The organism is Pseudomonas sp. Tn43 (assembly GCF_014192635.1).
GTDB lineage: Bacteria > Pseudomonadota > Gammaproteobacteria > Pseudomonadales > Pseudomonadaceae > Aquipseudomonas.
Genome location: NZ_JACHYG010000022.1, coordinates 1 through 21,984, shown reverse-complemented (window position 1 = coordinate 21,984; position 21,984 = coordinate 1). Strand labels below are relative to the sequence as shown.

The window sequence follows — 21,984 nt, the reverse complement described above, 5'->3', positions numbered from 1 at the left end:
TGATTGAGGCTAACACAACTTGCTCCATCAAAAACTGCAAAACTACCGATCGGCCCCAGACCCTTGATCGCATGGGTAAACATCAACCGATTCCCGAACGGATCGGTTTTTAATCATGATGCTCGCTGGCGCGTTTGAGCAGTTTCTTGCAGCGTTCAGATAAATGCAGCACGCGCAGCTGCTTGCCAGCCCTGGCGTAGCGCTCACGTAATGTCCTCAGCGCAGCGATGGCCGAGTAGTCGACGAAGCTCAGGTGACGACAATCAAGGGTCACCTGGGGCGGGTCGTTGGCGGGATCGAATTGATTGAGGAATGGCGTGGTAGAGGCGAAAAACAGTGTGCCATGCAGGCGGTAGAGCTTGCTGCCGTCGCTTTCCTGATAGCTGTCGGCATACAGCTCGCGAGCCTGTTGCCAGGCAAAATTGAGCGCCGCAATGATGATCCCGCACAACACGGCGGTGGCCAGATCGGTGAACACCGTAATCACCGTAACCGCAAGGATCACCAAAACATCATTGAGCGGCACCTTGTTCAGCACCCGCAACGAAGCCCAGGCAAAGGTCTGCTGCGATACCACGAACATCACGCCGACCAATGCGGCCAGCGGGATGCGCTCGATCAGTGGCGAAAGAAACAGCACGAACAACAGAACCATCACCCCGGCCACTACCCCGGACAGCCGGCCACGACCGCCTGAGCTGAGGTTGATCACGGTTTGCCCGATCATGGCGCAGCCGCCCATGCCACCGAACACGCCAGACACCATGTTGGCAGCACCGAGCGCCACGCACTCGCGATCGGGGTAGCCACGGCTTTCGGTGATCTCGTCGGTCAGGTTCAGGGTCAGCAGGGTCTCCAGCAGGCCGACCAGCGCCATCAATATCGCGTAAGGGGCGATGATGCGCAGGGTTTCCAGGTTCCAGGGAATGTCTGGCAGCGCGAAGCTCGGCAAACTGCCGGCAATGTGCGCCATGTCACCCAAAGTGCGGGTCGGCAGGCCGAGCAGATAAACCGCCAGCCCGACGCTCAGAATCGCCACCAGCGCAGGCGGCACCGCACGCGTCAGGCGCGGCATCAGGTAGACGATGGCCATCGTCAGCGCCACCAGCCCGATCATCATGTACAGCGGCTCGCCAGTGAGCCAGGTTTCACCGCTCTTGAAATGCTCCAGTTGCGCCAGGGCAATGATGATCGCCAAGCCGTTGACGAAACCGAGCATCACCGGGTGCGGCACCATGCGCACCAGCTTGCCCAGCCTCAACAGACCAAACGCCAGCATGATCAACCCACCCAGCAGCACCGTCGCCAGCAAGTACTGCACGCCATGCTGCACCACCAGCGCGACGATCACCACGGCCATTGACCCGGCGGCACCGGACACCATCCCCGGCCGTCCGCCAAACAGCGCCGTCAGGGTGCAGATGATGAAAGCGCCGTACAGCCCCATCAATGGATTGAGGTGGGCTACCAGCGCGAAGGCGATGCATTCGGGCATCAGGGCAAAAGAGGTGGTGAGTCCGGCCAGGACATCGGCGCGCAGACGTTTGGGTTTCATGGCTTACCTAAAAAATACAGGCGGGAGAAGAGAGGGCGGATGTTACGGAATCGAAGGCGGGCCGGCCAGTGAATGGGACGCCGGAAACGCAATCGCGAGCAGGCGAGCTCCCACAATGGACTTGTGCCGTTTCACAATAATGGGATCAACACAAACCCCGTGTGAGCGAGCCTGCTCGCGATGAACGATGACGCAATCTGCGAATCAGCCCTTGAAATCCCCAATCGCATACGCCGCCAATTTGCCCTGGATGAAATCAAGGAAGCACTGAATCCGTAGGGCAAGTTGTGAGTTGCGGTAATACACCGCGTTGATCGGTTGGCGATATCCGCTGTTGAACTCCGCCAGCAGCACCTGCAAACGACCGGCACGTATGTCGTCGATGGTCATGAAGTGCGACAAGCAGGCGATGCCCTGCCCCGCCAGCGCCAGGTGCCGGATCGTCTCGCCGCTGGACGCACTGATCGACGCCTGGATCGGCCAGCGATCACCGTGGACATAGCGCAGCGGCCATTGGTTGAGGCCTTCGTTGTGGGTAAACCCAAGCAGCGTATGTTCGGCCAGGTCGGCAACGGCGGTCGGTACGCCGTGTTGTTCCAGATATGCCGGGCTGGCGACGATGTGCAGCGGGCTGCAACCCAGTGAGCGGGCGTGCAGGGTCGAATCGGCCAGTGTGCCGATGCGGATGGCGATGTCGGTGCTTTGTTCAAGCAGGTCGATGATCAGGTCATTGCTGTTGAGTTCGAGCTGGATGTCCGGGTAAAGACGGCGGAACTCATCGATGTACGGCACGATGGCGTGCAGCATGAACGGCGAGGCAGCATTGATTCGCAGACGCCCGGAGGGGGTTTGCTGGCGTGAGGACAGGCGCTCTTCGAGTTGGTCCATCTGATCGAGAATCAGCTTGGCCTGCTCGAAAAAATACTTGCCCTCCTCGGTCAGGTCCATGCGCCGCGTGGTGCGGTTGATCAGCGTGGTGTCGAGCTTGGCCTCCAGTCGCGACAGCGTACGGCTGACCGCCGAAGGCGTTTGCCCGACCTGTTCGGCCGCCGCTGAAATCGACCCGCATTCAATCACGCAGACGAAAATCTGCAATTCATCGGATCTGGCTTTCACGTGTGTCCCTTATCGATAGTCCTGCGCGGCTCTACTGTGGCGAGGGGGCTTGCCCCCGTTCGGCGGCGAAGCCGTCGTAAAATAAGTGCCTGCGGACTATCTGAACCCCCTCGTTGGCAGGTTTTGGGTCCGCTTCGCGCACCAACGGGGGCAAGCCCCCTCGCCACAGAGTTGTCTGCGTCACAGATTCAGTCCCGCTTCAGCTATCGATAGTAGCCGAGCGTTATGCCTTAAGACCAAACACCTCGCTCAAATGCTGTTCATAACGCGCCACATCAGCTTCGACATTCGGGCGCTTCATTACATCGACACACAGGAAGGTCGGCAAACCGCTCATGCCAAGGAAGGTATTGGCCTTGTGGAACGGGAAGTACACCGCGTCCACGCCTTTGGCTTCGAAGAAGTCGGTCGGGTCGTCGAAAGCTTGCTGCGGCGCGTTCCAGGTCAGCGACAGCATGTATTTTTTACCGTGCAGCAAACCGCCGCTGCCGTACTTCTGCGACGCGTCGGAACGCGTGCGGCCATCGCTGGCGTAGAGGCTGCCATGGCCTTCGGTGAAGACTTCATCGACGTACTTCTTGACGGTCCACGGTGCGCCCATCCACCAACCGGGCATTTGATAAATGATCACATCGGCCCAGAGGAATTTGGCGACTTCCTCCGCGACGTCGTAGCCCTCGTCGATGAACGTGGCTTTTACATCCAAACCGCCGCGATCCAGCACGCTCAGCGCCGCTTCGTGCAGGGTCTTGTTGTAGCGACCATCGGAGTGAGCAAATTTTTTGCCGCCATTGAGCAACAGGACTTTTTTCATGAGAAGTCTCGCAAGGTTGAAATTCGATGACGGCAGAATAGAGATCGGCCTCGCGTGGAATAAGCCCTCCTTCAGCAAAATTCATTTGACTAATACGCACGAATCGACAGCAGATTGTTGCCGTAAACTTGCGCCGATTCTGATTTTCAAGGAGAACCTGATGAACGAAATGCAAGGCTTCATCCTGCACGCCAAGACCCGCCCGGAAAAGGCCGAGGCCTTCGAAGCGTTTTTCCGTGCTTATGTCGAACCGAGTCGCGCCGAACCCGGTTGCATCGAGTACCACATGCTGCGAGACAAACAGGACCCGACGCTGTTTATCTTCTACGAAATCTGGCAGTCCCAGGCCCATCTGGACGTGCACTCGAACCTGCCACATATGAAGCAGTTCCTCGACATGCGCATGGAGTACCTGGAACGGGATTTTGATATCCGGCCGATCGAGATGCTCAGCACTTCGTCCGCTAGCCGCTGATCAGCAAGTGGCCGCCAAGCAGGCCGAGGCCGATGAAGAACGCGCGCTTGAACAACACGGCACTGATCCGCTGGCGCAGCCATTGCCCCATCAACATGCCGAGCACCGCAGGAACCAGCGCCAGCAGCGACGCGCTCACTTCACCGGCGCCGAGGGCGCCGCGCCATAACAGGCCGGCGGCCAACGCGAGGGTCGAGACGGTGAACGACAGGCCCAGCGCCTGCACCAGTTCATCCTTGCTCAAGCCCAGCGCTTGCAGATAAGGCACCGCAGGAATCACGAAGACGCCGGTGGCCGAAGTGATGATGCCCGTCAGCACACCACACAGCGGACCGAGCCAACGCTCGCTGCGACCTGCGACCCGCAAGGTCGGCAGGAACAACCCGCTCAAGGCGTATATCAACAATGCCGCCCCCAGCCCCCGTACGACCCAATGCCCACCGGCCATGCCGATCCACAGCGTACCGACGCCCGTGCCGATGAAAATCGCCAGCAGCATCGGCCACAACCGGTTCAGCAGCCCGCGCAAATGACCGCCGAAGGCCAGTTGCCAGACGTTGGTCAGCGTCGCGGGAATTATCAGCAACGCCGCAGCCTGCGACGGCGCCATAGCCAGACCGAGCAAGCCCATCGCAATGGTCGGCAGGCCGAGGCCGATTACACCTTTGATCATCCCGGCCAGTAGAAAGGTGGCGATAACCAATAAGGACAGGGCCAAACCCAGATGTTGGTAGAACGCGGCGAGTGTATTCATGGGGGCTATGGTGAGCCCTGAAGGTTGCCTTGAACATCTGCCATATACTGAGGCTGCCTCTTGATTTGATAGAGGCTAAAGTTTTCGTGGCGGCTGATGACGTCTTCGCGGGCAAGCCTCGCTCCTACAAGGATGTGTCGATCACTCAGTCCCTGTAGGAGCGAGGCTTGCCCGCGAAGGGCCCCGTTCAGACAACAAACCTCCCGAGGCTGTAACGATGCACTTCGACCTGACCGACCTGCGCCTCTACCTGAACATCCTCGACACCGGCAACATCACCGCCGGCGCCGCTCGCAGTCATTTGTCGCTGGCGGCGGCGAGTGCGCGAATCCGCGCCATGGAAGCGTCACTGGGCATCGAGTTTCTTGAGCGAGGTCGCCGCGGTGTCAGCCCCACCCCGGCCGGCAAGGCCCTGGCGCAGCACGCCCGCGTCCTGTTGCAACAGGCCGAACGCATGCAGCAGGACCTGGCCGAATACGCCAAAGGGGTCAAAGGCCAAGTGCGGTTGTTGTGCAACACCACAGCGATCACCGAATACCTGCCGGAGTTGCTGGCGGACTTTCTGCGCGACCATCCGAACCTCGACATCGACCTGCAAGAGCTGCCCAGCGCGCGCATTACCCACGCCTTGCGCCAAGGTGCGGCGGACTTGGGCATTGTGTCGGACGCGGTGGATACCGACGGCCTTCAGACCCGCTATTTCCGGGACGATCCACTGGTGCTGATTCTGCCGCTCGATCATCCTTTGGGCGACACTGGGCCATTGAGTTTCAGCACCACTTTGCAGCACGAATACGTCAGCCTGAACGCTAACAGCGCCTTGGCCGTGTACCTGGAAGAACAAGCCCTGCACAGTGGTTTACGGATGCAGATTCGCATCCGTGCCGATGGCTTCGATGGGGTGATGCGCATGGTCGGCCGAGGTGCCGGGCTGGCGATCGTGCCTTTGGCGGCAGTCGAACGTTGGCCGATGGAAACGCCGTTCAAAAGCATCGAACTCAAAGAGCCATGGGCCCGCCGCAAACTGTTGCTGTGCGCCCGGGACTTCACCGTGCTGCCTGGTTATGCCCAGGCCTTGCTGAACGTCTTGACTCTCCCCTGAGGGGCAGACTTTACCCACCAACAACGTCCAGAAAATTATTGATCGTGCGTTGTTATAAAACCTTCACTTAGGCACGGCAATGGGGCGAAACAGCTTTGCACAGTCTCTTGTTCTCAGCGTTTACAGGTAACTGAATGTCGACCCCAGACATCCGGGATGCCCCCTCTCGGAATAGGCTGGTCCTTCAATCCTGCCGCTAGCCTGGAGCTGACATGCCCGCACCTATCACCGTCCTACGCGATACCCACCCACTGCCCGTGCTCGACGCCTGCAAATGGGAAAAACTCGAAGGCGACCCGCACACCGTCAATCTCAACGCTTACACCAGCGAAGACGGCAGCAAAATCATGGGGACCTGGATCTGCACGCCAGGCAAGTGGTATGTGGAATATGTGAAGTGGGAATACTGCCATTTCCAGGAAGGCTACTGCATCATCACACCGGAAGGCATGGCGCCGATTCATCTGCGGGCCGGTGACATTTTCGTCATCGAGCCAGGGATGAAGGGCACATGGGAAGTGGTTGAGACTGTGCGCAAGTATTTCGTGTTTGCCTGATGCAAAAAACCGAGAGACCACCCGACGTGGTCCCTCGGTAAATACTGGAATACGCAATACCCGTGGTTTTGTGGCGAGGGGGCTTGCCCCCGTTCGGCGGCGAAGCCGTCGTCAAACCTGCCTATGCGGTATGAATGAAGGAATGCAGAGGGAGCGCTACGCACTCCAACGGGGGCAAGCCCCCTCGCCACAGTTTCCGGAAAAACCCTATTGGGGTTTGCGATAGCTGTTAATGATCGCCGAGAAGTCCTTATCCCCTTCCCCACGCTGACTCATCGCCTGATACAACTGCTGTGCCAACGCGCCGAGCATTACCGGTTGGTGCGCCTGACGTGCCGCCTCAGTGGCCAGCCCCAGATCCTTGAGCATCAGTTCAGCACCGAAACCGCCGGTGTACCCACGCGAAGCCGGCGCTGTTTCGACGATGCCCGGCCACGGGTTGTACATCTCCGAACTCCAGCATCGCCCGGTGGAACTGTTGATGATCCCTGCGAGCACCGTCGTGTCGATCCCCAGCGCATCACCCAAGGCCATGGCTTCGCTGACGCCGACCATGGAAATCCCCAGCAGCAAGTTGTTGCAGATCTTGGCAATTTGCCCGGTGCCGACTTCGCCGCAATGGACGATGTTGCGGCCCATCTGCGCCAGTACCGGTTGCAGGGTCGCGAATAACTCAGGTGTGGCGCCGACCATGAAGGTCAGCGTCCCGGCCGCGGCACCGCCGGTACCGCCAGAGACCGGTGCGTCGGCCATGGCCACGCCTTGTTTGGCGGCAGCGGCGGCGACATCGCGCGCCGTCTGCGGATCTATGGTGCTGCAATCCACCGCGGGCACGCCCTTGGCAATGCCCGCCAGCACGCCCTCCTCGCCCAGCCAGACGCTGCGCACATGCACCGCGGCTGGCAACATGGTGATCACCAGCTCCGCATCTTGAGCCGCTTCACGTGCCGAAGCACTGATGCTGCCGCCCAGTTGCTCGAGCTCCGCCAGCACAACTTTGTTCAGATCGACCAGGCGCAGTGAATGGCCGGCCTTGATCAGATTGCGCGCCATCGGCGCGCCCATGTTGCCGAGACCGATAAAAGCGATTTTCATGTCCGGCTCCTTAACGCAAGTGGATGGTGGTGTTCACACCGTCGTTGACGCTGTTGTCGTCGAACCAGCGTGCCGTGACGGTCTTGGTTTGAGTGTAGAACTGCACCACTTGCTTGCCATAAGGACCGAGGTCGCCGAGCTTGGAGCCACGAGAGCCGGTGAAGCTGAAGAACGGCACCGGCACCGGAATCGGGATGTTGATGCCGACCTGGCCAACGTCGATTTCCGCCTGGAATTTACGCGCCGCCGCACCGCTCTGGGTGAACAAACCCGTGCCGTTGCCATACGGGTTGGCGTTGACCAGTGCAATGGCTTGATCGAGGGTATCGACTTCCAGCACCACCAGCACCGGTCCGAAGATTTCCTGGGTATAGATCTGCATCTCTGGAGTGACACCAGAGAACAGGGTCGGGCCGATAAAGTTACCCTGCTCGTAGCCGGGAACGCTGACGTTGCGGCCGTCCAGTTCGAGTTTGGCGCCTTCCTTGATACCGCTTTCAATCAGATCAAGAATCCGCGCCTTGGCTCGCTTGGAAATCACTGGGCCAACATCAGTACCCGGCTCGCTGCCGGCATTGACCTTGAGTTTCTGCGCCAGCGCTTTCAGGTCTGGCAGCCATTGTCTGGCCGCGCCAACCAGCACGACCACCGAAGTGGCCATGCAGCGTTGCCCCGCCGCGCCGAAACCGGCACCGACCAAGGCATTGAGCGCTTGCTCGCGATTGGCATCGGGCAGCACAACGGCATGGTTCTTGGCGCCCATCATCGATTGCACACGCTTGCCATGTTTGCCCGCCAGGTCATAGACGTGCGTGCCGACCGCGGTCGAACCGACGAACGAAACAGCCTTGATGTCTTTGTGGGTGCACAGCGCATCCACCACATCCTTGCCGCCATGAACGACGTTGAGCACACCTGGCGGAATGCCGGCCTCGATGGCCAGTTCCACCAACAGCATGGTCGACATCGGGTCCTGTTCGGACGGCTTGAGCACGAAGGTATTGCCACAAGCAATGGCCATCGGGAACATCCACAGCGGAATCATCGCCGGGAAATTGAACGGGGTAATGCCGGCACAGACGCCGATCGGTTGACGCAACGTGTAGGTGTCGACACCGCCAGCGACGTTCTCGGCGAATTCGCCCATCTGCAGGCTGCCAATGGAGCAGGCGTGCTCCACCACTTCCAGGCCGCGGAAGATATCGCCTTCAGCGTCAGCGATGGTTTTGCCCTGCTCATTGCTCAGCACCACGGCAATGCGTTTGGAGTGTTCGCGAATCAGCGCCTGAAGCTTGAGCATGATGCGCATCCGCGCGCCGATCGGCGTCAGCTTCCAGGTCTGGAAGGCGCGATGGGCGGCGCTGATGGCGGCATCAACTTCGGCGGCTGTGGCAAAAGGCACTTTGGCCAGCACTTGTTGAGTCGCCGGGTTGACGATGTCGTGCCATTCGGTGGCCTGGGATTCGACCCACTCGCCATCGATCAACAGCTTGACCGTTTGCACGGTGGTTTCTAGCGATGCGTTCATATTGGTCTCCGGACGTTGTTCTTATTTAGAGAGCGATCTTTGTGGCCAAGGCGAGAAAGTCGCCTTGAGATGAGACGTGTGTCGCGATTGGTGATCGGACTGTTTTTGGAGTATAGATGTGCAAACTTCTAACAAGAACGCACATAAAAGCCGGTCCATCATGCAAAAAAACATCACGTCTTTAGGCTCGTTGAACTGGGATGACCTCAAGTTTTTCCTCGAGGTTGCCCGTACTCGCAAGGCCAGCACCGCCGCCAAGCGCCTGGCGGTGGACTACACCACTGTGTCGCGACGCATCAGCTCACTGGAAACCTCGTTGGGCACGTTGCTGTTCGAAAAGTCCCGGACCAGCGGTTTCGTCCTGACTGCCGAAGGCCAGCGTCTGCTGGGTTACGCCGAGTCAATCGAAAGCACGCTGCACATGGCCTGCGAGCAGGTTTCGGGCTCTGGCGTAGCGTTGTCCGGGCATGTGCGCATGGGCTGCACCGAAGGGTTCGGCAGCTTTTTCATCACGCCACAGCTGAGTCATTTCGTCGACGCCTACCCGGCGATCTCGGTGGACATCCTGCCGCTACCGCACTTCATCAGCCTGTCCAAGCGTGAGGCAGACATCGTCATCGCACTGGAACGACCGGAACATGGCCCCTATGTCTGCTGCAAACTGTGCGATTACCGGTTGCAGCTGTATGCGACCCAGGATTATCTGGACAAGCACCCACCCATCCGCCGCCCGGCAGACTTGGGCAAGCATCAATTCATCAGTTATGTGGACGATCTGGCGTTCAGCTCGGAGCTGCTGTATCTGGCGAATGTGTTGCCCGGTGCCACTGCCAATTTGCGCAGCACCAGCGTGATTGCCCAGTTCGTAGCCGCTCAGCAAGGACGGTCGCTGGCGATTCTGCCGTGCTTTCTGGCTGCTCAGGATCCGCGACTGTTGCCGGTGTTGCCGCAAGAGATCACTATCACCCGGCAGTTCTGGATGTACTGCCGCGAAGACCTGCGCAAGCTCAAGCGGATTACCCTGTTGTGGGATTACATCCGTGGCGTCACCGAGCAGAACCAAGCGCTGTTGATGGGGGAAAGTCGGGAGATGGTGTTCGCCGATTAATCCGCGCTGACCACGATCGATACGCGACGGTTCTCAGTGCGTCCGTCCGCAGTGTCGTTGGTGGCGACGGGCTTACTGCTGCCCAGGCCGCGCAGTTGGATGTTTTCTTCTTTTATACCGACTGCGGCCAACACCTTGCCGACGCTTTTCGCCCGTCGCAGGGAAAGCTGCTCGTTATAGGATTCTTTGCCCGAAGCATCGGCGTGGCCATCGATCCTCACCCGTTCGATTTCCACACTCACTAACGCCTTGCCAATGCGCTCCACGATCTCGGTACTGGCAGGATTGAGGCTCTCGACATCGCTGCCGAACAAAACTTTGCCTGACAGGCCATAGGCCCAGCCATCATCCGTCATTTCGAAACCTTGCTGCTTGAGCACAGCGATCTGCGCCGGGGTCAGGCCCTTTTGCGGTGCTGTCTGGCAGCCGGTCAAGGCCAGCAAGCCCAGGACCAGAGAGATCGTGAAAAGCCGTAGCGAATGCTGATTGAAGGTGAACACAGAAATTAGCTCCTGGTTTGAACATGAGCGGCAGGGAACTCCGCCCCTGCCGTTTGCTGCGCGCCTCGGGAAAGGCGTTTGGCCTGGTACATCGCAGCGTCGGCAGCATCGAGCAATGCGCCCGGTGTGACCCCATGATCCGGGTACACGGCGATGCCAATACTGAGTGAAGTCAGCACTTGAGAAGTGCCCGGCAAGGGGATTGGTGCTTCCATGCTGGCAATGATCTGGTCGGCAATCCGTTCTGCGTCTTCAGTTTTGTGCAGTGGTGAAAGCAGGATTGCAAACTCGTCGCCGCCCAGACGCGCGACCAGATCCTCTTCACGCAGTTGTGCACGAACCCGGGTTGCGACGGCGATCAGCACCGCATCGCCGGCGGCGTGGCCGAAATTGTCGTTGATCTCCTTGAACCGGTCACTGTCGAGAAACAGCACGGCCACTCGCTCGTCCAACTTGCCGGCATTGCGCAAGGCACGCATCAAGCGGCCTTCGAAAAACGCCCGATTCGGTAGTCCGGTAAGGCTGTCATGACTGGCCTGGTGGGCCAGGGTCTCGTTTTCGCTTTGCAGGTGGGTCTGCCAGGATTCGAGTTCATCGAGCAAGGCATTGAAGTCATTGCCCAGGTTGTCCAGCTCGGCAATGTCGGCCGGTGGCACGCGTTGATCGAAAGCTCGCTCGCTGCGGGCCGCGTGAGCCACAGTAGCCAGGCTGCGCAACGGGCCGATGATCCCGCGCAATTGTTGGCGCGCCAGATAGAGCGCCACCCAGGCACTGACAGCGGTACACACCACAATCCCCATCAGGCCGCTGAGCAAAAAACGCATCAGGCTGCCGCCGTGACCGGTGAGCACGATGCTGCCGACTGCCTGACCTTGATGGACGATCGGCATGCTGATGGGTTTTTCCAGAATCGCCCGGGCGATCTGCATTTCAAGATCGGAGAGCAATCCCGTTTCCGGTCGTTGCCACCGTGCGAGTAACTCGCCTTGCTTATCGATCACCTGCGCATCGGCCACTTCTTCGGTCGACGCGATCAGTGCCAGCGCTTCGGTGGCGGCGACCTTATCGTTGAACACTACCGCAGCTTCTACGGTGTAGTTGATCGAGCGGGCGATCAGATGCAGGTTGTGATCGGCGTAAACCCGCAAAGCCAGCACACCCAGCAGGGTCAACGAAACACTGGCCATGGCCACGCCCACCAGGGCGACGGTCAAATGTCCACGGCCGATAATAGACCCCAGGGTCGGACGCATGCGGGATTTGAATAGACTCATGGTGCCGCCGGCTTGCGGCGCGACAGTTGCAGCACACTGGGATGAATACGCACACCGCTGCGGGCGACCGAGTCGAGGTTGACCTCGAAGGACACTTGTTCATCGCCGACCCGCAGGCAGAACAGGCTGCCGACGGTACATTGATCGCCATCCTCGCTGATGCTCACCACCGGGCGTCCTGTCAGCGAGGCGAATAATCGACTGCGTTCATCGCGGGTCAGCTTGCCGATGTACACCGCGTCGCATTCGCCGGCAATCGCCGGGTTATCGGCCAAAAGCCGTCGCACGGTGACTGGCCGACCAGTGGCCTGTGTAGTGCCTTTGACCAGATCGTCGGTGTACTCGGTAGGGCCGACCACGCACAGACGCAACTGTTGAGGTTCAACAGGCCACCGGGCATAGCTGAGGATCCCGAGTACCACCTGAGTGACCGATCTGGCACGTTGGTCGGCCTTGCTCACATCGGTTGCCGGCTGAGCGAAGGCAACGCCCGTCAACAAACAGAGAAGGCCGGCAAGCAGCACTTGCTTGCAGCCAACTACGCGCTCTGTCGTCCAGACAGCCACCTTCATGAACGGATTCTCTACGATCGCAACGAAATGATGCCGCAACGATAGCACAGCACCGAAACACCAGCGAGGCCACGGACCGCGGCAGCTCCGACAGATTCCGGCGTCTGCCCGCTTCTGTTCAGTGACCCGGCTCGATCCCCTCCTCCAGCTCCAGCATCAACCCGCTCAAGCGTTTTACCTTGCGCCGCACGGCCTCTTCGAAGACGCCGGCACGCGGTTCAATCAGGGTAAACCAGTGTTTGGCCCGGGTTATGCCGGTATAAATCAATTCCTTGGTAAGCACCGGGTTCAAGGCGTCCGGCAGAATCAACGCCGTATGGGCAAATTCTGAGCCTTGGGATTTGTGTACAGTCATGGCGTACACGGTGTCGACATCGTTCAGCCGACTTGGCAGGACAAAGCGCACACCGCCCTGACCATCGTTGCGCGGGAAGGCCACACGCAACACTTGCCGCCCCGCGTCGGGGCCCTCACGCTCCGGCAGCTTGAGGGCAATGCCAATATCGCCGTTCATCAAACCCAGGCCATAGTCGTTGCGGGTCATCAGCACGGGCCGTCCTTCGTACCATTGGTGGTCGCTGTCGATCAGCCGAGCCTTGAGCAACGCCTCGGTCACTCGCTGATTCAAGCCTTCCACACCCCAAGGCCCTTTGCGTACCGCGCACAACAACTGGAAAGCATCGAAGGCTTGCAGCACCACGCGAGCCCAGTGGGTCCAGCATGGATCATCCAGCGGGCTGTCGAACGGCGGCCGCTGGCTGCGCAAAAGATTCAGGTAATGACGATAACCTTGTGGTCCCTCGCCATGGCCTTCGAGCAACAACCGCTCCAGCGCCCGATCCTGCTCACCCTTGAGAGGCAGGGAAAATACGTCGTCATGGCTTCCAGCCGCCAATAACTTGCGAGCTTCGTCCGATTGCTGCCGGTTGACCCAACGGGCCAACTGGCCAATGCCGCTGCCCTCGCCGAAGCGCCGTGAGTGACGCAACATCACCACTTGCTGAGCCAAGGGATGCGCTCCGTTGAGGTCTTCGTGCAAGTCGCTGGTAGCAAGGTTTTCTCCGCTGACTGACTCCAGCCACTGGCGCGTCTGCGGACTGTACCAACCGGCTTCGGCATCGCGACACAGATCACCCAGGACGGCACCGGCCTCAACCGACGCCAATTGATCCTTGTCACCGAGCAGCACCAGACGAGCATGGGCCGGCAATGCATCCAGCAGATTGGCCATCATTTCCAGGTCGATCATCGAGGCTTCGTCCACCACCAATACATCCAGTGGCAAGCGATTGCCGGCGTGGTGCCGGAAATGCCGGGTGCCGGGACGGCTGCCTAGCAAACGGTGCACAGTGGTCACATCCGACGGGATCTTCTGCCGCACCGTTTCAGCAACTTTCAGGGTTTGAACCTGTTGGCTGATGGACTCGGTCAATCGTGCGGCAGCTTTGCCAGTGGGTGCCGCGAGACGAATGCGTAGCGGTTTTCCGGCCTCCACCGCGGGCGCCTGGAGTAACGCGAGCAAGCGCACGACCGTGGTGGTTTTGCCGGTCCCCGGGCCGCCTGTGACGATGCTGAATGCGCTACGAGCAGCGAGGGCGCAAGCGAGCTTTTGCCAGTCGATCATTTCATCAGGCCGGGCTGGACCAAACAGGCCGGTCAGGCGTTGGGGCAAATCATCCGGTGTTGTTTCGTGTGCCGCCAGACGCTGACGCAGGGCGTTGTCGATGCGCCGTTCGTAAGCCCAGTAGCGGCGCAGGTACAAGCGTTTACCCGACAATACCAACGGCCGGTGCTGAGCGGCCTCACGCCCGTCGACGGCCAGCGCTACCAGACGGCTGGACGCCAGCACCTTGCACCAATGAGTTCCCTCCAGCGCCTCAAGCAATTGCGACGGCAGCAACATCGCATTACTTTGCAGATCACCTTCCGGCGGCAGCGACAGGGCGAAGTCCGGTTCTTTCAGCGTTTCGAACAGATCCAGGCAAACATGGCCGTGCCCCAACTGGTGACTGGTCAACGCCGCGGCCAGCAGCACCAGTGGATCATCGTCGGGGGCGAGCTCGTGAAGAAAGGCGACGAAGGCCTTGTCCAGTGCCCGCAGCCAACCGCGTTCGACCCAGCGCGTGAGCAGCAGCAACAAGTCATCTGCGCGACTCAGCGGGGCCAGATCCGCCAGACTTTCGGCCACCAATGGCATGGGCAGCAAATCGGCGAAGGAACGAGTCATAGCAGTACTCCCTGTTCCCAGGCGGGTTCGGCCTTGGGCTCTGGCTTGCCCTGGAACAAGCGGTCCAGACGCTCGATCAGCTCGCGTGGCGGACGGGCAAAATACACGCCTTGGCTGATCGCGCGAGTACCGCGAAGGAACAGGTACAACGCCCCGCCGACATGCCGGTCGTAATCGTAATCGACCAGCCGCGCCTTGAGCTGGCGATGCAAGGCGAGCAGGTACAACACATATTGCAGGTCGTAACGATTATCCAGAATCGACTGCTCCATGGCCTGCTCGGTATAGGCCGCATCATCGACGCCCAGCCAGTTGGATTTGTAGTCAGCGACGTAATAACGACCGTCGTGCTCGAACGTCAGGTCGATAAAGCCTTTGAACATACCATTGAGCAGCACCGGTTCGGCGGCCACCCTGGCCACGCCGTTGTGGGTGTACTGGCGCACCAGTTCATCGAGTTTAAGCACATCGACTTTATGGCTCGCGAACCAGAATTCCATCTCGACCCGGTATTGGGTCAGTTGCTCGAACACCACCGGTGCTTGCCCGCCACCGATGTGCAGCGGGGATTTGAGCAAGTGCTGTAGCCAGTCACTCAACGTCGTGATCCAGCCTTCCCAGCCACGGCGATTGCAGCGGCGAGCGATGGCGTCTTCCACAGTTTGTGGTGCAGCGGCAAAACCTTCATCACCGGCCCACTCGAGCAATCCATGGAGAAAAGTGCCGGGGTGCGGCCCGCGAGGGAATCGATGGATATCCGCGCCGCCGGCAATCACTTCCCGCGGCGCTTGCGGATCGAGACGTTCGTCGTCAAAAAGCTTTTGTGCTTGCGGACTCTCCGGCGCTTCGTCACTGCCCCTGCTCAGATGGTCGCCAATGCGCAAAGCGCTGTAGGAAGCGATCCACCAGTTTTCGCTGGCCTTGCGCCTGGGTATCAGCGGCGCAAGCAAGGTCGCTCCATTGCGCGGTGGATGGTAATGCTCGGCGTTCGCTTCAGGCATTTCACCGTAGTTCAGCGCCGGGCAATCTTGCTGCAGATCTTCCAGCCAATGCCGCAACCCTGCCGACTCGGCCAATGGCGCACCACCGCCCAACAGGTAACCCAACGCGGAAAGATGCAGCGTCGAGCCATTGTTATTGCCGCGCTTGAGGTCAGTCACACCAAGCCAGCAGGCATGCTGTGCCCGGGTCAATGCGACATAGAGCAGGCGAAGATCCTCGGCCAAGCGCTCATCATCGGCTTGGACGATCAACTCCGGCGTCGGCTTCAAGCTCACTTGAGCGTTGCCCATTGCATCGTGGTAATACAACGGCAAACGGCTGCCATCCACCGGTTTTGCCGAGCAGACGAATGGCAAAAACACCAACGGATATTCAAGCCCTTTGGATTTGTGAATGGTCACGACCTTGACCAACTGTTCGTCGCTTTCCAGGCGCAGGATCTGTTCTTCGCCAGCCTGACCGGACAATGCCAGATGTTCGGCCAAATGCCGGATCAGCGCTTGCTCGCCATCAAGCTCGGCGGCGGCCTGCTGTAACAGCTCGGACAGGTGCAGCAAGTTGGTCAGCACCCGCTCGCCATCGTTGCGCGTGATCAGCGCCTGGGGCAGCTGGAAGTCGTGCAGCAAACGTCGCAGCATCGGCAGCACACCCTGTTTGCGCCAGAGCTCGCGATAACCGCGGAACTGCATGACCCGTGCTTCCCAGGCCAGTTCGTCCTGATTCAGCCGCTCCAGCTCAGCCAGGGAAAGGTTCAGCGTGATGCAGGCCAGCGCGGCACGGAGGGGACGCTCGACATCCGGCTCGGCACACGCCTTGAGCCAGGTCAGCAAGTCATGGGCCTCCTGTGAGGCGAACACGGAATCCTTGTCTGAGAGGTAGACACTGCGCACACCGCGGGCCGAAAGTTCGCCACGCACGGACTGGGCCTCTTTGCCGTCACGCACCAGAATTGCGATATCCGATGGCAGCAGACCTTTGAAGTCCTTGCCATCCTGGATGAAACCCGTGCGGCCTTGCTGACCACTATTGAGCAGCGCGGTGATTTCACTGGCGCAGGCGGCAGCCAGTTGTTGTCGATACACCGCGCCAGACAATGGCTGATCGGCGGACAGATGCCAGATATTCAGGGCAGGTACAACCTGACCATTAATGTGCAGAACTTCTTTGCGCCCCTGGGATTCGACGGATAGAAACGGTACCGGGTTCTCCCCGTTTTTCTCACGAAACAGGAACGCTCCGCGCCCCTGCTCACGAGATTCGGCGCGCTCGAATACATGGTTCACCGCACTGACCATGCCATGACTGGAACGGAAGTTGGTGCCCAGGGTATGCAAGCGGCCAGTGGTGGCCTGACGAGCACGCAAGTAGGTATAGATGTCGGCCCCGCGGAAGGCATAGATCGCCTGCTTCGGGTCGCCAATCAGAAACAGGCCGGTTTGAGGATTGTTGTCTTCGATGCGATAAATGCTCTCGAAGATTCGATACTGCACCGGGTCGGTGTCCTGGAATTCGTCAATCAACGCGACCGGGAATTGCTCGCGGATCAGGGTTGCCAGGCGCTCACCGCCTTCGGATTGCAAAGCCGTATCGAGACGCAGGAGCATGTCATCGAAGCCCATTTCCGCGCGGCGACGCTTCTCTTCCTCGAACCGTGCACCGACCCAATGAGCGGCGTGTTGCAGCACCGCGGCATCGGGGGTCGGCAAACCATCAAGACTGCGCTTGAGGCCGGCCATCGCATCGAGACCGGGATGACAAGGTGCCTCACCCTTCCAGGCTTCAGCGATGCCATCGGGGGTCAGGCGAGTGAAACCGGTGCCAAGGTCCAGTTGCTCGATAGACTCATCTTCGGCCCAGGCCCGTAGCTTTTCGAACCAGGGTTCGAAGTAGCGCGGCTGCATCTTGCGGCCATCGACGCTTTTGTTCACGACACCCTGGTGACAGATGGCAAGCAACTCATCCGCCCATTGGCGCCATGGCATCTTGAGCTCGAGCAAAGCAGCCCGTCGCTCTTGCAGGCACTCGGCAATCAACTCGGCAGGCTCTTTACCTTGAACGCTGTCACGCTCGCTGGCGAACAACCCACGCACTCGCGGCAGCAACGCCGCTGGCCCTCCCCAATTGCCGCGAACCCAGTTCAACGCATCGCCTTGCATCGGGTAGCAGAACAGTCGCCAGTAGTCGCGCAGGACTTCGCCGAGCAAATCGCTGTGATCGGTTTCCAGGGTCTGGGTGAACAGGCTCCCACTGTCGAATGCATGTTCGCGCAACATGCGCTGGCACCAGCCGTGAATGGTCGAAACGGCCGCTTCATCCATCCACTGGGCGGCGATGTCCAGGCGGTTTGCACAGCCGGACCACTGTTCAGGGAAGTACTGCTCGCGCAATTCGGCAATGAGGCCATCCGGTGCCGGCGTCTCATCGCGGAAAAACCGAGCGGCTTCAGCCAGTCGGGTACGAATACGTTCGCGCAGCTCCTTGGTCGCCGCATCGGTGAAGGTCACCACGAGGATTTGCGGCGGCAGCAATTCACGACCAAAACCATTCGATTCGCCGCCGTGGCCAAGGACCAGACGCAAGTACAGCGCTGAAATGGTGAAGGTCTTGCCGGTACCGGCGCTGGCTTCGATCAGTTGGCTGCCACGCAGGGGAAATGCCAGGGCCAGCGGTGTTTTCGTGGTCATGAGCGCGCCTCCTCGCTGGTCGATGAACGCCAGGGGGCCTCAAACAGTGGCCGATACAAAGCGTTGCACCAATCGGGGAAGGTCTCGTCGGCAATCAGTGCATCGTAATCGGCATATTGCCGAGTGAGTGCCGGGCTTTCGCGGCGCTCGCCTTCAGTGGTCTGGCCGTCGCCTTCATAGGTCTTGCGGGCAGCGGCGTCAGCTTTGACCGGGTCGGTTTGAGCGAGCCAGGCGAACGCTGTTTTTACTGCAATCGGCAGCGGCTGGCGCATGCCCGTTTGCCAAGCCAACAACAGGTCGCCCAGAACCCGGGATGCGGCGGCCTCCTCCATCGGACCGAGCAACAAGCTGTCGTCGCTGGCCACCAACGCAGTGGTCATCGGCATGCCGCTGGCACAGGCAACCAGGTGATTGACCCAAGGTCGGGTCAGGCGATGCCATTTGCGGGCCTTGATCGAACCGATGCTGTTGGGAATCGTAGTCACCGACAACAACCCGCCATCTGCGCGTTGATACAGGCCACTGAGCCAGCCTTCCAGACGCAATCCTTGTAGTTCCAGACTCACCGGCAACGCGCTGGTGAGCGGGGTCGGCCATAACGCCAGAAGTTGCTGATAGCGCAGCAGCAGATCCGGCAGCGGCTCGATCAACTCTCGCTGAAGACATTCACCGAAACCGGCCATGGGCAAGAGCCCGCTGTTTTGCAGTCGTTTTGCCTGCGCCTCCAGTACCTGATCGGTTTGATCCAGTTGCCCCAGTGCCGCTTCAAGCAAGCTGTCGCTGAGGCTATAGCGTTGCAGCGCGTCGAGTACAAATGGCTCTTCATCAGCCAAAGGGACTTCGGCGGCCTCGAAGAATACTTTGAGCCGCTGACTGAAAAAATGCCGTACAGGGTTGCGCAGAAAATCCTGTAGCTGACCCAGGCTCAGCGGCTCGTCCTGGATATAGGGCTCAAGCACTTCGATATCAGTTGCCAGATCATTGGCTTGATGAAGAACCTGCCACTCGCTGGCGTAGCTGAATAGATCGTCGCCTTCATGAAAGTAACGAGCGCTGAAAGGTTGCAGCGGGTGTTCCTCAGTCATGGACTCAAGCAGGTCATCATTATCATCGTGCAGTCGCCAGCCGCTGCCTAGATGATCACGCAACTGCCCTATCAATACCGAAGCAGGGCGCTCGCTATTGTCCCGAATGCTGCGGCCGACCCAGCTGATATAGAGTTGATCACGTGCCGACAACAATGCTTCCAGCAACAGATAGCGATCATCTTCACGTCGGGAGCGATCACCGGGGCGATAGTCACTGCCCATCAAGTCGAAATCCAGCGGTGGCTGCGCGCGAGGGTAATCGCCGTCATTCATCCCAAGCAGGCAGACCAGTTTGAAGGGGATCGCTCGCATGGGCATCAAGGTACAGAAGTTAACGGCCCCGGCAAGAAAACGCTGAGACAGGCGACCTTGGTCAAGACCTGCAAGCCAGGCTTCACGGACGACGGTCAGCGGTAATTCATCGTGCAAACCTACAGACTCACAGGTCTCAAGCCAGGTCTCACGTAGCTCTTCAAGTTGAGCCAACAAATAATCGTCATGTTCGTTGCTGGCCAGGAAGAATAGCTGCACCAACGCTTGCAGCCGCGCTCCCCATTGTTTAGGCGCTGCGGGTTGAGTGAGTTCCTGATGGGCCACTTCCAACGCATCCAACAACGCCACCAAAGGGCCTATGAGCGCGGCATCCAGGCCACCAATTTCGTCGTAGGGTTCGATCCCCTCGCAGGCACCGGCACTGCCCACGGCATAACCCAGCAACATCCGTCGCAGACCGAAACGCCAGCTGTTTTGCTCCAGTTCGTCAGGCAGACCCAGGCGCGCGCGCTGCTCGGCGTTCATCCCCCAGCGAATACCTGCGCCTTCGATCCAGCGATGTAAGGTCGGCAGATCTCGTTCCTCTACACCAAACCGGGCGCGTAACGCCGGAACGTCGAGCAGATCGAGAATTTCGCTGACGGGGAAGCGGCTATCGGGCAATTTGAGCAGATATTCGACAGCGATCAATAACGGGTCACGCCCGCGCTGACCTTGATCCGCCAGTGTGAAAGGAATGAAGCGCGGATCAAAGCGATCGATCTGACCAAAAACAGCACGTATATGCGGCGCATAACTGTCGATGTCCGGGACCATCACGATTACGTCGCGAGGCCTCAGGTCTGTGTTAGCACTGAATCGCGCGAGCAACTGATCGTGAAGTATTTCCACTTCACGTTGAGCGCTGTGGGCGATGTGAAAACGGATCGATTCGTCGTTTTTCAGATCGACAGCAGGCCAACGCTCGCGTGTCTCGTTCAGGGGACGCAATTCCAGGATATCGTCCTGCAACTGATTGAGCATGTTCTGTGGCTGGCTTTCGCTGAAAAGATCGATGCGACCGTCGCGAAATGCCGAGCGATAGCTATTGGGATCGTCGTAGCTATCGAGAAGATTAATGTAATCCCGCCCCTGCTTGCCCCACGCAGCCAATAGTGGATGGGCATGCTGATGGAGCGTTTGCAAGTCGAGCACAACTGGCATGCCGCTCTTGCGAGCCTGACGCTTGTATTGATGTCGCAACAGATCTTTATCGGCGACGATGTCCGCCCAATGGTGACGACATGGATTGTGTACGCACAGCAAGACCTGGCTGAATCGAGCAAGCCCGGCAAGCGCTTCCAGGGCTTGAGCAGGCAATGAAGAAATGCCGAAAACGATCACCCGCGAAGGCAATCCACTGGGCGCTACATCGAGGCTAGTGATGCGCTCGATAAAGCGTTGATGGACGCCTGCGCGGCTTTGCGCCATGCCTTGTTCACCGACATCCAGCAACAGCGCACGCCACAGTTCTGCCTGCCAGCAGTTGGCCGAGGTCAGGACTTTGGCTTCGCCTCTGCCATTTCGTAACTGATGACGGCCTTCTACCCAGTCTTCGAGCCAATCGGCGCGGTAGACCTGATATTGGTCAAACAGGTCAGCCAGACGCTCCGCCAATTGATAGCGTTTACGTAAGTCGGTGTCATTGGTAAGAAAGCGTTGCAGGGGTTCGAAGTGCGGTTGGTCAATCAACTGCGGTAGCAGGCGCATCAGACGCCAGGTCAGCGGAGCTTTATCGAGCAGGGATTTGACCGGGATTTCGTCACGTCCCAGCACCATGCGATAGAGCTGCCACATGAAGCTGCCCGGTAATTGCACGTCGATGGCTGCCGCGATTCCGCAGCCGCCCGTGTCGTCATCTTCAGGGTCTTCAGCCAATGCCAGCTTCAGCCATTGGGCGATGCCATTGCTCTGTACCAGGGCGATTTCATTTTCCAAGGGAGCCAGCGGGTAGCGCCGCATCCAGCTGACCACCAGACTGCGTAACTCATCCAGGCGGTTGCCGTGAACCACCATAAAACCAGCACTGAGGGACGTAGCGTCCGGCATAAAGGCTTCCTTGGAAAAATACAAAAGCTAGGGCCGAACCTTAGCACTGTCGTCAGACTGTGACAGCCAGGAGCAGTCCGATAATGCCGTACGAACTTTCCTGCGGACAAAACAAAACCCCTACCTGCAGATGCAGATAGGGGTTTCGGAATTTGATCTTGACGATGACCTA

The 21,984-nt window shown here is 59.3% G+C and carries 16 protein-coding genes; 4 read left to right on the top strand and 12 right to left on the bottom strand.

Features of this window, described 5'->3' with window-relative positions; all coding sequences use genetic code 11:
* Positions 1-109 precede the first annotated feature (109 nt).
* The 3 genes from FHW68_RS26690 to FHW68_RS26680 form a co-directional block, all read right to left on the bottom strand.
* On the bottom strand, positions 110-1,555 hold the full coding sequence (locus FHW68_RS26690; RefSeq protein WP_183683889.1) for a SulP family inorganic anion transporter: 1,446 nt from the start codon (positions 1,553-1,555) through the stop codon (positions 110-112).
* Between the two features lie 204 nt (positions 1,556-1,759).
* Positions 1,760-2,671 carry a LysR family transcriptional regulator gene (locus FHW68_RS26685; RefSeq protein WP_095631172.1) on the bottom strand — a complete coding sequence of 304 codons (912 nt, stop codon included), beginning with the start codon at positions 2,669-2,671 and terminating at the stop codon, positions 1,760-1,762.
* Positions 2,672-2,894: 223 nt separating this feature from the next.
* The gene (locus FHW68_RS26680; RefSeq protein ID WP_183683887.1) at positions 2,895-3,485 is read right to left on the bottom strand and encodes an NAD(P)H-dependent oxidoreductase; all 591 of its coding nucleotides are present in this window, start codon (positions 3,483-3,485) and stop codon (positions 2,895-2,897) included.
* 160 nt (positions 3,486-3,645) lie between these two features.
* On the opposite strand from FHW68_RS26680, the gene FHW68_RS26675 reads away from it, so the two are divergent.
* Positions 3,646-3,960, top strand: coding sequence for a putative quinol monooxygenase (locus FHW68_RS26675; protein ID WP_183683885.1), 315 nt, complete (start codon positions 3,646-3,648; stop codon positions 3,958-3,960).
* On the opposite strand, the gene FHW68_RS26670 is transcribed toward FHW68_RS26675, so the two are convergent.
* On the bottom strand, positions 3,950-4,714 hold the full coding sequence (locus tag FHW68_RS26670) for a sulfite exporter TauE/SafE family protein (protein ID WP_183683883.1): 765 nt from the start codon (positions 4,712-4,714) through the stop codon (positions 3,950-3,952). The genes FHW68_RS26675 and FHW68_RS26670 overlap by 11 nt on opposite strands.
* A 217-nt stretch (positions 4,715-4,931) precedes the next feature.
* On the opposite strand from FHW68_RS26670, the gene FHW68_RS26665 reads away from it, so the two are divergent.
* Positions 4,932-5,816 carry a LysR substrate-binding domain-containing protein gene (locus tag FHW68_RS26665; protein WP_183683881.1) on the top strand — a complete coding sequence of 295 codons (885 nt, stop codon included), beginning with the start codon at positions 4,932-4,934 and terminating at the stop codon, positions 5,814-5,816.
* 212 nt (positions 5,817-6,028) lie between these two features.
* Positions 6,029-6,373, top strand: a complete 345-nt coding sequence (locus FHW68_RS26660) for a cupin domain-containing protein (RefSeq protein ID WP_095631167.1) — start codon at positions 6,029-6,031, stop codon at positions 6,371-6,373.
* A gap of 207 nt (positions 6,374-6,580) precedes the next feature.
* Here FHW68_RS26660 and mmsB read toward each other — a convergent pair whose 3' ends face one another.
* The gene (mmsB, locus tag FHW68_RS26655; RefSeq protein ID WP_095631166.1) at positions 6,581-7,468 is read right to left on the bottom strand and encodes a 3-hydroxyisobutyrate dehydrogenase; all 888 of its coding nucleotides are present in this window, start codon (positions 7,466-7,468) and stop codon (positions 6,581-6,583) included.
* A gap of 10 nt (positions 7,469-7,478) precedes the next feature.
* Positions 7,479-8,996, bottom strand: a complete 1,518-nt coding sequence (locus FHW68_RS26650) for a CoA-acylating methylmalonate-semialdehyde dehydrogenase (protein ID WP_183683879.1) — start codon at positions 8,994-8,996, stop codon at positions 7,479-7,481.
* A gap of 160 nt (positions 8,997-9,156) precedes the next feature.
* On the opposite strand from FHW68_RS26650, the gene FHW68_RS26645 reads away from it, so the two are divergent.
* Positions 9,157-10,104: a LysR family transcriptional regulator gene (locus FHW68_RS26645; RefSeq protein ID WP_095631164.1), complete on the top strand. Its 948-nt coding sequence runs from the start codon at positions 9,157-9,159 to the stop codon at positions 10,102-10,104.
* On the opposite strand, the gene FHW68_RS26640 is transcribed toward FHW68_RS26645, so the two are convergent.
* The 6 genes from FHW68_RS26640 to recC form a co-directional block, all read right to left on the bottom strand.
* Positions 10,101-10,604 (bottom strand): OmpA family protein, encoded by a 504-nt coding sequence (locus FHW68_RS26640; RefSeq protein WP_095631163.1) that lies wholly within the window; start codon positions 10,602-10,604, stop codon positions 10,101-10,103. The genes FHW68_RS26645 and FHW68_RS26640 overlap by 4 nt on opposite strands.
* Positions 10,605-10,609: 5 nt before the next feature.
* Complete coding sequence (locus FHW68_RS26635) at positions 10,610-11,878, bottom strand: diguanylate cyclase domain-containing protein (RefSeq protein ID WP_183683876.1); 1,269 nt, start codon at positions 11,876-11,878, stop codon at positions 10,610-10,612.
* Entirely contained in the window at positions 11,875-12,450 is a 576-nt protein-coding gene (locus FHW68_RS26630) for a YfiR family protein (protein ID WP_183683874.1), read from the bottom strand. Before FHW68_RS26630 ends, FHW68_RS26635 begins: the two co-directional genes overlap by 4 nt.
* Before the next feature lie 118 nt (positions 12,451-12,568).
* Positions 12,569-14,677, bottom strand: coding sequence for an exodeoxyribonuclease V subunit alpha (recD, locus tag FHW68_RS26625; protein WP_183683871.1), 2,109 nt, complete (start codon positions 14,675-14,677; stop codon positions 12,569-12,571).
* The gene (gene recB / locus FHW68_RS26620; RefSeq protein ID WP_183683869.1) at positions 14,674-18,363 is read right to left on the bottom strand and encodes an exodeoxyribonuclease V subunit beta; all 3,690 of its coding nucleotides are present in this window, start codon (positions 18,361-18,363) and stop codon (positions 14,674-14,676) included. The genes recD and recB overlap by 4 nt, the downstream gene beginning before the upstream one ends.
* Positions 18,360-21,812, bottom strand: a complete 3,453-nt coding sequence (recC, locus tag FHW68_RS26615) for an exodeoxyribonuclease V subunit gamma (RefSeq protein WP_183683867.1) — start codon at positions 21,810-21,812, stop codon at positions 18,360-18,362. Before recC ends, recB begins: the two co-directional genes overlap by 4 nt.
* Between the last annotated feature and the right edge of the window lie 172 nt (positions 21,813-21,984).

Bases quoted from the DNA above. Each gene is read 5' to 3' on its own strand.
- FHW68_RS26690 (WP_183683889.1), bottom strand. From the start codon at position 1,555: ATGAAACCCAAACGTCTGCGCGCCGATGTCCTGGCCGGACTCACCACC.
- FHW68_RS26680 (WP_183683887.1), bottom strand. From the start codon at position 3,485: ATGAAAAAAGTCCTGTTGCTCAATGGCGGCAAAAAATTTGCTCACTCC.
- FHW68_RS26675 (WP_183683885.1), top strand. From the start codon at position 3,646: ATGAACGAAATGCAAGGCTTCATCCTGCACGCCAAGACCCGCCCGGAA.
- FHW68_RS26670 (WP_183683883.1), bottom strand. From the start codon at position 4,714: ATGAATACACTCGCCGCGTTCTACCAACATCTGGGTTTGGCCCTGTCC.
- FHW68_RS26665 (WP_183683881.1), top strand. From the start codon at position 4,932: ATGCACTTCGACCTGACCGACCTGCGCCTCTACCTGAACATCCTCGAC.
- FHW68_RS26660 (WP_095631167.1), top strand. From the start codon at position 6,029: ATGCCCGCACCTATCACCGTCCTACGCGATACCCACCCACTGCCCGTG.
- mmsB (WP_095631166.1), bottom strand. From the start codon at position 7,468: ATGAAAATCGCTTTTATCGGTCTCGGCAACATGGGCGCGCCGATGGCG.
- FHW68_RS26650 (WP_183683879.1), bottom strand. From the start codon at position 8,996: ATGAACGCATCGCTAGAAACCACCGTGCAAACGGTCAAGCTGTTGATC.
- FHW68_RS26645 (WP_095631164.1), top strand. From the start codon at position 9,157: ATGCAAAAAAACATCACGTCTTTAGGCTCGTTGAACTGGGATGACCTC.
- FHW68_RS26635 (WP_183683876.1), bottom strand. From the start codon at position 11,878: ATGAGTCTATTCAAATCCCGCATGCGTCCGACCCTGGGGTCTATTATC.
- FHW68_RS26630 (WP_183683874.1), bottom strand. From the start codon at position 12,450: ATGAAGGTGGCTGTCTGGACGACAGAGCGCGTAGTTGGCTGCAAGCAA.
- recD (WP_183683871.1), bottom strand. From the start codon at position 14,677: ATGACTCGTTCCTTCGCCGATTTGCTGCCCATGCCATTGGTGGCCGAA.
- recB (WP_183683869.1), bottom strand. From the start codon at position 18,363: ATGACCACGAAAACACCGCTGGCCCTGGCATTTCCCCTGCGTGGCAGC.
- recC (WP_183683867.1), bottom strand. From the start codon at position 21,812: ATGCCGGACGCTACGTCCCTCAGTGCTGGTTTTATGGTGGTTCACGGC.